This window comes from Microbacterium keratanolyticum, assembly GCF_016907255.1.
GTDB lineage: Bacteria > Actinomycetota > Actinomycetes > Actinomycetales > Microbacteriaceae > Microbacterium > Microbacterium keratanolyticum.
Genome location: NZ_JAFBBQ010000001.1, coordinates 184033 through 197351, shown reverse-complemented (window position 1 = coordinate 197351; position 13319 = coordinate 184033). Strand labels below are relative to the sequence as shown.

The 13319-nt window shown below is 67.1% G+C and carries 12 protein-coding genes and 1 riboswitch; of the genes, 6 read left to right on the top strand and 6 right to left on the bottom strand.

Features of this window, described 5'->3' with window-relative positions:
• Nucleotides 1-192: 192 nt before the first annotated feature.
• Entirely contained in the window at nucleotides 193-657 is a 465-nt protein-coding gene (locus JOD62_RS00985) for an SRPBCC family protein (RefSeq protein WP_204937480.1), read from the top strand.
• Nucleotides 657-1289 (top strand): flavodoxin family protein, encoded by a 633-nt coding sequence (locus JOD62_RS00980; RefSeq protein ID WP_204937479.1) that lies wholly within the window; start codon nucleotides 657-659, stop codon nucleotides 1287-1289. Before JOD62_RS00985 ends, JOD62_RS00980 begins: the two co-directional genes overlap by 1 nt.
• Here JOD62_RS00980 and lipA read toward each other — a convergent pair.
• Together lipA and lipB are read right to left on the bottom strand one after the other, a co-directional pair.
• Nucleotides 1277-2305, bottom strand: coding sequence for a lipoyl synthase (lipA, locus tag JOD62_RS00975; RefSeq protein WP_204937478.1), 1029 nt, complete (start codon nucleotides 2303-2305; stop codon nucleotides 1277-1279). The genes JOD62_RS00980 and lipA overlap by 13 nt on opposite strands.
• Nucleotides 2302-2943: a lipoyl(octanoyl) transferase LipB gene (gene lipB / locus JOD62_RS00970; RefSeq protein ID WP_204937477.1), complete on the bottom strand. Its 642-nt coding sequence runs from the start codon at nucleotides 2941-2943 to the stop codon at nucleotides 2302-2304. Before lipB ends, lipA begins: the two co-directional genes overlap by 4 nt.
• An 89-nt stretch (nucleotides 2944-3032) precedes the next feature.
• Between lipB and JOD62_RS00965 the strand changes: the two genes are divergently transcribed.
• A complete protein-coding gene (locus tag JOD62_RS00965) occupies nucleotides 3033-3614 on the top strand; it encodes a TetR/AcrR family transcriptional regulator (protein WP_204937476.1) in 582 nt (193 codons plus the stop codon).
• Between the two features lie 45 nt (nucleotides 3615-3659).
• Here JOD62_RS00965 and thiC read toward each other — a convergent pair whose 3' ends face one another.
• Nucleotides 3660-5396 (bottom strand): phosphomethylpyrimidine synthase ThiC, encoded by a 1737-nt coding sequence (gene thiC, locus JOD62_RS00960; RefSeq protein ID WP_204937475.1) that lies wholly within the window; start codon nucleotides 5394-5396, stop codon nucleotides 3660-3662.
• Nucleotides 5391-5498, bottom strand: a riboswitch (TPP riboswitch). It overlaps the preceding gene by 6 nt.
• Nucleotides 5499-5571: 73 nt before the next feature.
• On the opposite strand from thiC, the gene ffh reads away from it, so the two are divergent.
• Nucleotides 5572-7128 (top strand): signal recognition particle protein, encoded by a 1557-nt coding sequence (ffh, locus tag JOD62_RS00955; protein ID WP_204937474.1) that lies wholly within the window; start codon nucleotides 5572-5574, stop codon nucleotides 7126-7128.
• 1 nt (nucleotide 7129) lies between these two features.
• Here the strand turns inward: ffh and JOD62_RS00950 are convergent, their stop codons facing one another.
• Nucleotides 7130-8020 carry an EamA family transporter gene (locus tag JOD62_RS00950; RefSeq protein ID WP_204937473.1) on the bottom strand — a complete coding sequence of 297 codons (891 nt, stop codon included), beginning with the start codon at nucleotides 8018-8020 and terminating at the stop codon, nucleotides 7130-7132.
• Between the two features lie 78 nt (nucleotides 8021-8098).
• Between JOD62_RS00950 and JOD62_RS00945 the strand changes: the two genes are divergently transcribed.
• Nucleotides 8099-8968, top strand: a complete 870-nt coding sequence (locus tag JOD62_RS00945) for a LysR family transcriptional regulator (RefSeq protein WP_204937472.1) — start codon at nucleotides 8099-8101, stop codon at nucleotides 8966-8968.
• 3 nt (nucleotides 8969-8971) lie between these two features.
• On the opposite strand, the gene glpK is transcribed toward JOD62_RS00945, so the two are convergent.
• Both glpK and JOD62_RS00935 read right to left on the bottom strand, forming a co-directional pair.
• Nucleotides 8972-10486: a glycerol kinase GlpK gene (gene glpK, locus JOD62_RS00940; RefSeq protein ID WP_204937471.1), complete on the bottom strand. Its 1515-nt coding sequence runs from the start codon at nucleotides 10484-10486 to the stop codon at nucleotides 8972-8974.
• Between the two features lie 48 nt (nucleotides 10487-10534).
• Nucleotides 10535-12244 (bottom strand): glycerol-3-phosphate dehydrogenase/oxidase, encoded by a 1710-nt coding sequence (locus JOD62_RS00935; protein WP_204937470.1) that lies wholly within the window; start codon nucleotides 12242-12244, stop codon nucleotides 10535-10537.
• A 100-nt stretch (nucleotides 12245-12344) separates the two neighbouring features.
• Between JOD62_RS00935 and JOD62_RS00930 the strand changes: the two genes are divergently transcribed.
• Complete coding sequence (locus tag JOD62_RS00930; RefSeq protein WP_204937469.1) at nucleotides 12345-13319, top strand: sugar-binding transcriptional regulator; 975 nt, start codon at nucleotides 12345-12347, stop codon at nucleotides 13317-13319.

Genomic DNA, 13319 nt, shown 5'->3' with positions numbered 1-13319 from the left:
GTCCCTGCACGTGGTCCTGACGGCGGGTCGTCCCGCCGAGATCCTTCGCTCGAGTCTATCGCCGGCGCCTCGGCAGTTGCTGTGCACCGTGGGTCGGTCAGGGTAGGTCGGTGTGCGTCGATGCGCAACCCCGGTGTGTGCCGGAAGGACCGCGCGTAGCGTCGGTCGCTCGACGAGGAACAGGAGAAGAAGATGATCTCGAAAGTGACGGCGACGACGGTGGTCCATGCTCCGCTGCGTGAGGTCTACGACCAGTGGACGCAGTTCGAGGAGTTTCCGACATTCATGTCGACGGTCAAGCACATCGAGCAGAAGAGCGATGCGAGCACGCGCTGGCGTGTGGAGATCGGAGGCGTGGAACACGAGTTCGATGCAGAGATCACGGAGCAGATCCCGGATTCGCGGATTCGGTGGCAGAGCCTGGGGGAGCGCACGCACACCGGCGAGGTGGAGTTCGAGGCCGTGCCGGACGGCACACGCGTCTCCTTGACGATGGGGTGGGTTCCCGAGGGGTTCGTCGAGAAGGTCGGCGCTGCCCTGAATATCGATGAGCGCGCTGCGGAGCACGACCTGGCCCGGTTCAAAGAGCTCATGGAGCGGCGCGGCACAGCGAGCGGCGAATGGCGCGGGTCGATCAATGACGCGAAGGAGAAGTGATGACGGAGAACCTGCGCGCGCTGATCCTGAACTGCACCCTCAAACCCTCACCGGCGCCGTCGAGCACGGAGGCGCTCGCTGGCGTGGTCGCGACAGAACTCCGCGATCGCGGCTGCACGGTGGAGTCGCTACGTGTGGTGGATCACTCCATCCATCCCGGTGTCGAGCGCGACATGGGAAACGGCGATCAATGGCCGGAGATCCTGAAGCGCGTGCTGGAGTCGCAGATCCTCATCCTTGCGACGCCCACCTGGGTGGGCCAGCATTCGAGCGTCGCACAGCGCGTCATCGAACGGCTGGACGCAGAGCTCTCCGAGACGGACGCCGAGGGCCGTCCGTCTCTCTATGACCGGATTGTGATTCCGGTGGTGGTGGGCAACGAGGACGGCGCGCATCACATCGTGGGGATCATCGCCCAGGCGCTCTCCGACGTCGGTTTCGTCGTCCCCGCGCAGGGCGGTGTGTACTGGAACGGCGAGGCGATGTCAGGCACCGACTTCATCGACCTCGATACGACCCCGGACAAGGTGCGCATCGCGTGTGCGGCCGCCGCCGCGAACGCCTCGCATCTTGCCAGGCTTCTTCGTGCGGATCCGTTCCCCGCGACGACGGAGCCAGCTCAGACAGCCTGAGCGAATCCCTGTTCGGCGCCCTCGGCGATGTGGGCGAGGTGGGCCGGGATCTCCCTGCCCTTCGACGCCATCGACTGGGCCCAGAGTCGGCCAGCACGGTAGGAGGAGCGCACGAGCGGACCGGCGAGCACGCCAAGGAAGCCGATCCGCTCGGCCTCCTCCTTGAACTCGACGAACTCCGCAGGCTTGACCCAGCGCTGGACCGGCAGATGCCGCGGCGAGGGCCGCAGATACTGCGTGATCGTGATGATGTCGCATCCGGCGTCATGCAGATCATTCAGCGCCTGCACCACCTCTTCCGGCTCCTCGCCCATGCCGAGGATCAGGTTCGACTTCGTGATGAGGCCCACGTTGCGCGCCTGAGTGATCACGTCGAGTGAGCGCTCGTATCGGAACGCCGGGCGGATGCGCTTGAACACCCGGGGAACGGTCTCGACGTTGTGCGCGAACACCTCAGGTCGCGCCTCGAAGACGACGTCAAGCAGGGTGGGATCCCCGTTGAAGTCGGTGGCGAGCAGTTCGACACCCGTGTTCGGGTTCTGTGCGTGGATCTGGCGCACGGTCTCGGCGTTCAGCCAGGCACCGCCGTCGGGAAGATCGTCGCGCGCGACACAGGTGACCGTGGCGTACCTCAGACCCATGCGGGTCACACTCTCGGCGACGCGGCGCGGCTCGTCGGTGTCATAGTCTGCGGGCTTGCCGGTGTCGATCTGGCAGAAGTCGCAGCGGCGCGTGCACTGGGAGCCGCCGATGAGGAACGTGGCCTCGCGGTCTTCCCAGCATTCGTAGATGTTGGGGCAGCCGGCTTCCTGACAGACCGTGTGGAGGCCCTCGTCTTTCACGAGCGAGTGCAGCGCCGTGTACTCGGGGCCCATCTTCGCCTTCGTTCGAATCCATTCGGGCTTGCGCTCGATCGGTGTCTCGGCGTTGCGGATCTCCAGTCGAAGAAGCTTGCGTCCGTTGGGTGCCGTGGCGGGGGAGGATCCGGATGCCACAGGGGTGCCGCATCCGCTCATGCTGCCGCCTCCGTCGCGTAGGCGGTCGCGAAGGCCGACGACACCGCATCTGCGATATCTGCAGGTGCGAGGTCTGCCCCGATGATCTCGCTGATCGTGGTGACCCCGGCATCCGTGATGCCGCACGGGATGATCCCGCGGAACCCGGCGAGGGTGTTGTTGCAGTTCAGAGCGAAGCCGTGCATCGTGACACCGCGCTGCACGCGCACGCCGATCGCTGCGACCTTGTCTTCGGAGAGCGGCCGGCGCACCCATACGCCGCTGCGCCCGTCGACCTGGTAGCCATCGACGCCGAGCGGAGCAAGGATGTCGATGAGGATCCGCTCCAGGCGCCGCACGTGCGCGACCACATCGACGGGTTCAGGCAGCCGCACGATCGGGTAGCCCACGAGCTGACCCGGGCCATGCCAGGTGATCTTTCCGCCACGGTCGACGTCGACCACCGGTGTGCCGTCCTGCGGACGCTCGTGCGACTCGGTGCGCTTGCCTGCGGTGTAGACGGCGTCGTGCTCGAGGAGGAGAAGGGTGTCAGGCCGGGTTCCGGCGACGACCTGCGCGTGCACATCTCGCTGCAGGGCCCACCCGTCGAGGTACGGCACGAAATGCGGGGCCAGGCCCGCGGTGACGATGTCGAGCATGCGCGCTCCTTAGAACCGGATTTGTTGAACCGCGTCTAAGAATACATCTGCGCAGGTGGATGTCGACGCAGGCGCAGTACGTTAGCGGTATGACGAACGCACGAACGGGGCGACCCCGCGCGTCCTCACGCGAGACGCTGGCCGAGGCAGCCTGTGAGCTCTTTCTGGAGCAGGGTTACGACGCAACCTCCGTCGCCGACATCACGCAGCGGGCCGGCGTCAGCCGCTCCAGCTTCTTCAACTACTTCGCCAGCAAGAGCGATGTGCTGTGGTCGGGTCTCGATGCCCGCATCGACGTCGCATTGGCCGCTCTGAATGCGTTGGGGGCGGATGCAGACGGTCCGCGTGTCCGTGCCGCACTGGAACCGGTGCTCACCGATCTCGCCCCTGATCCGCTGACCCTCGCGCTCGGCAATGCGGCCGCCATGGGGCTGGAAGACGAGCTGCTGCGTGACACCGGCCTGCGCCACGCGCGCATCGCCTCGGCCGTCTCGGCCGCCGCGCGCACCTCGGGCATCGGAGCGATTCGCTCTGACATTCTCGGAGCCGCGATCGCAGCGGCCGTCCTCTCCTCGCTGCGGGTCTGGGCAGAGCGCGGCGCCGGGCACGCGTCGCTGGAAGCCCAGTTCGACGAAGCCCTGAGAAGCATCCACGATCTTCCCTGGGGCTGACCCGCGCCGCTGTCCTACCGGCGGCGCGGATCAGCCATGCTGCGGCTAACGCACGGCAGGGGTCGGGAGATACACCTGGGCGCCGGTGGCGCGGAACTCACGGCTCTTCTCCTGCATCCCCTCGCGGGCGGCGATCGTCGTCTGATCGGCGGCCGAGCCGAACTCCTTGCGGATGTCCTGACTGATGCGCATCGAGCAGAACTTCGGCCCGCACATCGAGCAGAAGTGCGCGGTCTTCGCAGGCTCCGCGGGCAGGGTCTCGTCGTGGAACGCCTCCGCGGTGTCGGGGTCGAGCGAGAGCGCGAACTGGTCGCGCCAGCGGAACTCGAAGCGCGCCTTGGAGAGCGCGTCGTCGCGCTCCTGCGCTCCCGGATGTCCCTTCGCGAGGTCTGCGGCGTGGGCGGCGATCTTGTACGTGATGACGCCCGTCTTCACATCGTCCTTGTTCGGCAGCCCGAGATGCTCCTTCGGGGTGACATAGCAGAGCATCGCGGTGCCGTAGCGGGCGATCTCCGTCGCGCCGATCGCGGAGGTGATGTGGTCGTAGCCCGGGGCGACATCGGTGACCAGCGGTCCGAGCGTGTAGAAGGGAGCGCCTTTGCAGAGCTCCTGCTGACGCTCGACGTTCTCGCGCACGAGGTGGAACGGCACGTGTCCCGGACCTTCGACCATGACCTGCACGTCGTACTCCCACGCGCGGGCTGTGAGCTCGGCGAGGGTGTCGAGCTCCGCGAACTGGGCGGCATCGTTCGCGTCAGCGACGGATCCGGGGCGCAGCCCGTCGCCGAGCGAGAAGGCGACGTCGTAGCGCGCGAAGATCTCGCACAGCTCATCGAAGTGCGTGTAGAGGAAGTTCTCCTGGTGATGGGCGAGGCACCATCCGGCCATGATCGAGCCGCCGCGGGAGACGATTCCGGTGACGCGATCTGCCGTCAGAGGCACGTAGCGCAGCAGAACACCGGCGTGGATCGTCATGTAGTCGACGCCCTGCTCGCACTGCTCGATGACCGTGTCGCGGAAGATCTCCCAGGTGAGCTTGTGCGCCTGGCCGTCGACCTTCTCGAGCGCCTGGTAGATCGGCACCGTGCCGATCGGAACGGGGGAGTTGCGGATGATCCACTCGCGCGTTGTGTGGATGTCATCGCCCGTCGAGAGATCCATGACGGTGTCCGCGCCCCACTGGGTCGCCCACTGCAGCTTGTCGACCTCTTCTGCGATCGAACTCGTGACGGCGGAGTTGCCGATGTTCGCATTGATCTTCACGAGGAACGCCTTGCCGATGATCATCGGTTCGGACTCGGGGTGGTTGATGTTGTTCGGCAGGATGGCGCGGCCCGCCGCGATCTCGCTGCGCACGAGTTCGACATCGCAGCCCTCCCGCAGAGCGACGAAGCGCATCTCGGGAGTGATCAGCCCCCGGCGGGCGTAGTGCATCTGGGTGACACGCCTGCCCTCTCGGCCACGCCGCGGCACGGGGCGTTCTCCCAGCCATTCCTCCGACGCGCTTCCACGCCGGACCGCCGCGCGACCGTCGTCGAGCAGCGTGCGCTCGCGACCCGCGTAGCTCTCGGTGTCGCCGCGCGCTTCGATCCATTCGGCCCGGAGTCGCGGCAGGCCGACCAGCGGATCGCTTCCGGCGCCAGCCGTGCGGTACACCTGCACGGGAGCATTGGGCTCGCCGCCGGGCGAATCGTCCAGGGAGATCTCCGTCACCGGAACGCGGATGTCGTGCTCCACATCCGCGACATAAGACAGAGAACGGGACGCAACAGACGTGCTCATATGAGGCTCACTTCCTTCGCCGGCATTACCCGGACAGGTTCGACGGTCGCAGGCCGCGTCAGCCCGATCTCAGCCCATGCGTGGGCCCCCGTGTGGTCACAGGCACGCTAGCATGGCGTCGCGCCGAGCCCGGACTCCGTGACCGGCCGAATGCTCCTCTAGAATCAGAAGCACCATGGCTACCTTTGGCACGCTTTCCGATCGGCTTACCGAGACCTTCCGCAACCTGCGCACGAAGGGCAAGCTCACCCCGGCTGACGTCGACGGCACCGTCCGCGAGATCCGTCGTGCGCTGCTCGACGCTGACGTCGCGCTCGCCGTCGTCAAGGACTTCACCGCCAAGGTGCGCGAGCGCGCACTCGGCGATGAGGTCAACAAGGCTCTGAACCCGGCCCAGCAGGTCGTGCAGATCGTCAACGAAGAGCTCATCTCGATCCTCGGCGGTGAACAGCGCCGTCTGGAGTTCTCGAAGACCCCGCCGACGGTCATCATGCTCGCCGGTCTCCAGGGATCCGGTAAGACGACGTTCGCCGGAAAGCTCGCGAAGCAGCTCGAGGGCGAGGGACACACCCCACTCCTCATCGCCGCTGACCTCCAGCGTCCGAACGCCGTGAACCAGCTGCAGGTCGTCGCGGAGCAGGCGGGCGCCACGATCTACGCGCCGGAACCGGGCAACGGCATCGGCGATCCCGTCAAGGTCTCCCGCGACGGCGTCGAGCACGCCCGTCGCCACCAGCACGACGTCGTCATCATCGACACCGCCGGTCGCCTCGGTGTCGACGCCGAGCTCATGAAGCAGGCCGCTGACATCCGCGCTGCCGTGCAGCCCGATGAGGTCCTCTTCGTCATCGACGCGATGATCGGTCAGGACGCCGTGAACACGGCGAAGGCCTTCCAGGAGGGCGTCGACTTCACGGGCGTCGTCCTGTCGAAGCTCGACGGCGACGCGCGCGGTGGTGCCGCGCTCTCGGTCGCATCCGTCACCGGCCGCCCGATCATCTTCGCGTCGACCGGTGAAGCCCTCGGCGACCTCGAGCCCTTCCACCCCGACCGCATGGCGAGTCGCATCCTCGACCTCGGTGACATCCTCACCCTCATCGAGCAGGCGCAGAGTGCCTTCGACGAGGCCGAGGCGGAGAAGCTCGCCGAGAAGCTCGCGACCGAGACCTTCACGCTGGAGGACTTCCTTGAGCAGATGCAGCAGCTCAAGAAGATGGGCTCCATGAAGAAGATGCTCGGGATGCTCCCGGGTATGGGGCAGATGAAGCAGCAGCTCGACGACTTCGATGAGCGCGAGATCGACCGCACCGAGGCGATCATCCGCTCGATGACGCCGGGGGAGCGCCGAAACCCCAAGGTTCTCAACGGTTCGCGTCGTCTGCGCATCGCCCGTGGTTCGGGCATGACCGTCACCGACGTCAATCAGCTCGTCGCCCGCTTCGAGCAGGCCGCGAAGATGATGAAGACGGTCGCGCGCGGCGGCACCCCGAACATCCCCGGTATGGGCCCGATGCCCGGAATGGGGCGCCCCGGTGCCTCGGCGAAGCGCGGAAAGAAGGGGGCGAAGAGCAAGGGTGCATCCCGCTCGGGCAACCCCGCCAAGCGCGCCGCCGAGAACTCCGGTATCGCGGCGGCCTCCACGCCGACCGGTTCGGGTTTCGGTCTCGGCGGAGCCAAGGCGCCGACTGAGGCCGACCTCGCCGAGATCCAGAAGCTCTTCGGGAAGAACTGACTCAGGGGCGTGCGGCGACCAGCGCCGCGTGTGCGGATGACCGCCGCGCCGCGAACGGTCCGGCGATGAGAGCTGCGGCGACGAGTGCCAGCCCCAGGCCCTGAATGATGGTGAACGACTCACCCGCGACGAAGACGCCCAGCAGGGTGGCGACGATGGGCGAGAGAAGCACGAGCAGCCCGGGGATCACGACCGGGAGCAGCTGGATTCCACGGAACCACAGGGTGTACGAGGCGAATCCGCCGACAGCGGCGAGCCACACGTAGCCGACGACCGCAGGGGTATCGATCGTCTGCGGCACACCCTCCAACCCTAGTGTCAGCGGGAGCAGAAACAATCCTCCTGCCGTGAGCTGCCATCCTGCGTAGGCGACCGCACCGACGCGCGGAGGTCGTCCCCATTTCTTCGTGAGGATGATGCCTGCAGCCGTCGCGCCGACGCCCGCGATCGCGGCGACGATGCCGAGCGTGTCCAGGCGTGAGGCCGGTCCGAGCACGATGAGGGCGACGCCGGTCGTTCCTGCTGCTGCGGCGATCACTGCGGTGATGCGGGGGCGATCCTGCAGCACGAGCGCTCCCAGAGGCAGAAGGATCAGGGGCTGTACCCCGGCCACGGCCGCCGCGGCGCCGCCCGGGAGCCTCTCCGCTGCGAGAAAGAGCAGGGGGAAGAAGGCTCCGATGTTCAGGATGCCGAGGACTCCGGCCCGAAACCACCACGTGCCCTGGGGCAGTGCGCGGCCGATCGCGAGCGCGATGAGGCCCGCAGGCAGTGCACGGATGAGCGCGGCGAAGAGCGGATGTCCCGCTGGAAGCATCTCCGTGGTCACAAGGTACGTGGTGCCCCAGGTGATCGGGGCGAGCGCGGTGAGAGCGATCGTGGAGGCGCGGTTCATATGTTCAGCCTCGCTGTCGATTGGCGATGAGTACAACGCATTGTTGTCATCTCTTTCATGAGGAGAGATCATGTATCCGTGGAACTGCAGCAGATGAGATACGTCGTCGAGGTCGCGGAGACCGGGAGTTTCACTCGAGCCGCCGAACGCTGTCACGTCACGCAGTCGGCGCTCAGCCACCAGATCGCGGCACTCGAGCGGACGATCGGCGAACGGCTCTTCGCGCGGACGAGCAGAAGCGTGCGCCTCACGGAGTCCGGGGAGGCGTTCGTCGCGTCGGCACGCGTGGCGCTGGCGGCCGCGGAGAAAGCGGTGGAGGATGCGACGGCCGTCGCCGGACGTGTGACGGGAACACTTCGCCTCGGCGTCATTCCGACCGTGGTGGCTGTGGACGTGCCACGGGTGCTCGTGCGTTTCCGTGATGCGCATCCGCACGCCCGCGTGCAGCTCCAGGTGGGCAACAGCGACGAGATCAGCCGCGCCGTGCGGCAGGGCGACCTGGATGTCGGACTCCTGGGCCTTCGGGAGCACGTGGAGCCCCTAGGTGTCGCCTCGCGGCTGTTGCGGCGGGAGCGTCTGGTCGCGGCGCTGCCCTCCGGTCACCCGCTCGCGACTCGCGCACAGCTCGCACTCTCGGATCTGAGGGATGCGGTGTTCGCCGACTTCCCCGCGGGAACGTCGGGGAGAGCGCAGAGCGATGCCGCCTTCGCGGCCGCCGAGCTGCCCCGAGACGTGGCCTTCGAGATGGACAGTGCGCAGCATCTGCTCGGACTGGTCGCCGCGGGTCTCGCCGTGTCCCTCGTCGCAGATGCGGTGGCGACGAAGGTGCCCGGCGTCGTGACGGTTCCGGTCAGCGATGGCCCTGTGCGGATCGAGTACGTGGTCTGGCCAGAACTTGCGGCCCGCACGGTGACGCAAGCCTTTCTGGCCGTGCTCGACGAGGAGTGAGACCTACCGGACGTCCTCGTCGACCCAGTCCATCGACTTCGTGACGGCCTTACGCCACAGGCGCAGCTGACGGTCACGCTCGGCAGCATTCATCTGGGGCTCCCAGCGACGGTCTTCCTGCCAATTGGCGGACAGCTCGTCGAGGTCGCGCCAGAATCCGACCGCGAGGCCCGCCGCGTACGCCGCGCCGAGCGCTGTCGTCTCCGCGACGACCGGCCGCACGACCGGAACACCGAGCATGTCGGCCTGGAACTGCATGAGCTCGTCGTTCGCGACCATCCCGCCGTCGACCTTCAGCTCGCTCAGATCGACGCCGGCATCCGCGTTGACGGCGTCGAGTACATCGCGTGTCTGGAACGCGACGGCCTCGAGAGCGGCACGCGCGATATGGCTCTTGTTCGCGAAGCGGGTGAGCCCGACGATCGCCCCGCGTGCATCCGACCTCCAGTAGGGGGCGAACAGGCCAGAGAAGGCAGGGACGATGTAGACGCCGCCGTTGTCTTCCACCTGCCGAGCCAGTTCCTCGACCTCGGGAGCGGTCTGGATGATGCCCAGCTGGTCGCGCAGCCACTGGATGAGCGACCCGGTGACGGCGATGGAGCCTTCCAGGGCGTAGTGCGCAGGAGCGTCACCGAGCTTGTAGCCGACCGTCGTCAGCAGCCCGTTCTCGGAGTGAACGATCTCCTCGCCGGTGTTGAAGATCAGGAAGCAGCCGGTGCCGTAGGTGTTCTTGCTCTCGCCGGCCGCGAAGGCAGCCTGACCGAACGTCGCGGCCTGCTGATCGCCGAGGATGCCCGCGATCGGGGTCTCGCGCAGAAGCGAGCTGCTCTCAGCGGTGCCGTACACCTCTGACGATGAGCGGATCTCCGGCATCATGCTCCGCGGGACACCGAAGACGTCGAGGATGTCGTCGCGCCACTCCAGCGTCTTGAGATCCATGAACATCGTGCGCGACGCGTTGGTGACGTCCGTGACGTGCACGCCGCCGTCGGCGCCGCCGGTGAGGTTCCAGAGCACCCAGCAGTCTGTGGTGCCGAAGAGCAGATCGCCCGCGTCGGCTTTCTCGCGTGCACCATCGACGTTCTCGAGGATCCAGGTGATCTTCGTCCCGGAGAAGTACGTGGCGAGCGGAAGCCCGACGATCGGGGTGAACCGGTCGGTTCCACCATCCGCGGCCAGTCGATCGACGATCGCCTGGGTTCGGGTGTCCTGCCAGACGATCGCGTTGTACACGGGGACGCCGGTGTGACGGTCCCAGACGACGGTGGTCTCGCGCTGGTTCGTGATGCCGATTCCGGCGATGTCGTGTCGGGTGAGATGCGCACGCGAGAGTGCGAGCCCGATCACCTCCTGGGTGTTCGACCAGATCTCGGTCGCGTCGTGCTCGACCCAGCCGGCCTGCGGCAGGATCTGTTCGTGCTCCTTCTGGCCGGTCGCGACGCGCGCGCCCGATCGGTCGAAGATGATCGCGCGGGTCGACGTCGTTCCCTGGTCGATCGCGAGGATGTAGTCGGCCATGAGCGCTCCTTGGTTCACCGTTGAAGAGGGCAGAGACGGGGCTGCCTGCTACGCGTGTGCGCGCCCGGCGGCCTGATACCCGTGCTGCGTCGCCAGCAGGCGCAGCGTGTCCTCGATCTCGTGATCGCGGCGCACGGAGTCCCAGCCGAGCAGCGGTGCGAGTGCGTCGGCCAGTTCCGTCAGCGCCGAGGCATCCGCATGCCCGGTGAACGCGAGGTTCGTGCGGCGGAAGACGACATCGGCGAGTCGCGTCACCATCTCATTGTCGACCATCCATGCCAGTTCCCGCGTGGACACCACACCGCCGGCGAGCGGCTCATCGGTGTCCTCGGAGACGATGCGCCAGACCTCGGCGGCCCGGGTGCCGTAGCGGGCGAGCAGCTGTTCGGCCCGACCACCTGCTCCGGGAAGGTTCGCTGCGATCCAGGTGGCGCGCGCGGATGCGGTGCGCGGGTAGTCCCGTCCGCCGCCGATCGCGCGACCGGCGGTCGATACCGTGCGGGTGCGGCCGATGAGGTCCAGGACGACATCCGAGAGGGACTCGCCAAGCGCGCGGAAGGTCGTCCACTTGCCACCGACGAGACTCACGAGCGGTGCTTCACCGGTTTCATCGACCTCGATCCGATAGTCACGGGATACGAAGCCGGGTGCGGTGTCCTCGTGTCGAGGAAGCGGGCGGATGCCGGAGAAGCGGTAGACGATCTGCTCCCGCGAAACGGGGATCGCAGGGAAGACATGCCGGATGAGTGCGAAGAAGTAGTCGACCTCCTCCTCCGTGCAGATCGCAGGCTCGCGGGGGTCCGCGTCGATATCCGTGGTGCCCACGAGCACCCGGTTCTTGAGCGGGTAGATCAGCACGATCCGACCGTCGCTGTGCTCGAAGAAGATCTCCCGCCCGCGCGTCGCGGCGAGTAGCTCGGGGTGGTCGAGCACGATGTGCGAGCCCTTCGTGCCGCCCATGAACCGTGTCTGGGTGCCCAGGGCGGCATTGGTGAGGTCTGTCCACGGGCCGGAGGTGTTCACCACCACGTCGGCGGTGATCGAGAACGTCTCGCCGGACTCGCGGTCGTGCAGGGTCACCGTGCGTCCGTCGCGGCTCACGGCCTCGACGTAGTTCACCGCGAGCGCGCCGGGGTGCGTGGCGCGTCCGTCCTGGAGAACGTCGAGTGCGAGTCGCTCAGGGTCGTGCATCGACGCGTCATAGTAGGTCGCGGTGTACTTGATCGCCGGGTCGAGCGCGGGCAGCTCGGCGAGCGACTTGCGGCGGCCGAGGAAGCGGTGGCGCGGGACGCTGCCGCCGTCGCGCGAGAAGGTGTCGTAGATCGTCAGGCCGACCTTGATCAGGAACGCGCCGCGTTCCTTGGGCTTGCCTCCGCCGTGCCGGAGGAACCGCAGCGGGGCCGACAGGATGCCGGAGAACGTGGAGTAGATCGGGATCGTGGTCTGCAGCGGCTTGACGTAATGCGGCGCGATCTTGAGCAGGCCGTTGCGTTCCTGCACGGATTCCTTCACGAGACGGAACTCACCGTTCTCGAGGTAGCGGATGCCGCCGTGAATCATGTGGCTGGATGCCGCGGAGGCTCCCGATGCGAAGTCGTCGCGCTCGACGAGCACCACGTCGACGCCCTGCAGGGCGAGCTCTCGGAACGTGGAGATGCCGTTGATTCCTGCGCCGATCACGAGCACACTCGTGCGACCGGCGTCGCGGATAGCGCGCACCTCGTCGCGCAGGCCAGTGGGTGGGGTAGGGGCAGGCATAACTCTCTCCTCGGTCGCGTGCGCCTCCAGCCTTCCGACCTCCGGAGATATGCGCAACTTCATTGCACGAATGTGCAAGGATCGCCGTGAGGAGGATGCGATGCCCGCGACTGACAGCCCGCCGAGGGACCAGAAGCTGATCGCCGCGCTCACCGCGGCGCAGCTCTACTACCTGCAGGATCGGACGATGGAATCAATCGCCCGAGAGCTCGGCACGTCTCGATCCTCGGTGTCGCGACTGCTCAGCTTCGCGCGCGAGAGCGGCCTGGTCGACATCCGCATCAACTCTCCGGTCGAGCGGGTCGACATGCTCGAGCAGCGTCTGCGCGACCGCTACCGGATCGCCGCGCACGTCGTGCCCATGCCGGAGATCGTGAGCGAGGTGGAGCGGCTGGAGCGCGTGGCACTGACCGCGGGGCGGCTGGTGTCGCAGTTCATCGATTCGAACATGGTCGTGGGAGTCGCCTGGGGTTCCACTCTGAGTGCCGTCAGCCGCGGGCTCACGCACAAGGAGACGCACAACACCACGGTCGTGCAGCTCAACGGCGCGGCCAACCCGCAGACGAGCGGCGTCGAGTACGCGAGTGACATCCTGCAGCGGTTCGGAAGCGCCTTCGGCGCGCAGGTTCAGCAGTTCCCGGTGCCTGCCTTCTTCGACGATCCCGCGACGCGAGAGGCGATGTGGCGGGAGCGCAGCACGCGCCGCGTGCTGCAGCTGCACTCCCAGATGGACGTGGCGATCTTCGGCCTCGGGTCTCCGGAGGCGGAAGTGCCCAGCCACGTCTACATGGGCGGATATCTGGGCAAGGAGGACTACCGCAGTCTTCGGGAGGACCGAGCGATCGGCGATCTCGCGACCGTGTTCTTCCGTGCGGACGGCAGTTGGCAGGGCATCCGCCTGAACGCTCGCGCGACCGGACCGGATCTCGGTCGGCTGCGTCGCGTGCCCCGGCGAGTGTGCGTCGTCGCAGGGCTTCCTAAGCTTGCGAGCCTGCGGGCTGCGATCGCCGCGGATCTGGTGACCGACGTCGTCCTGGACGAAGGGCTGGCGCGACGGCTGTCGGAGGAGGGCTGA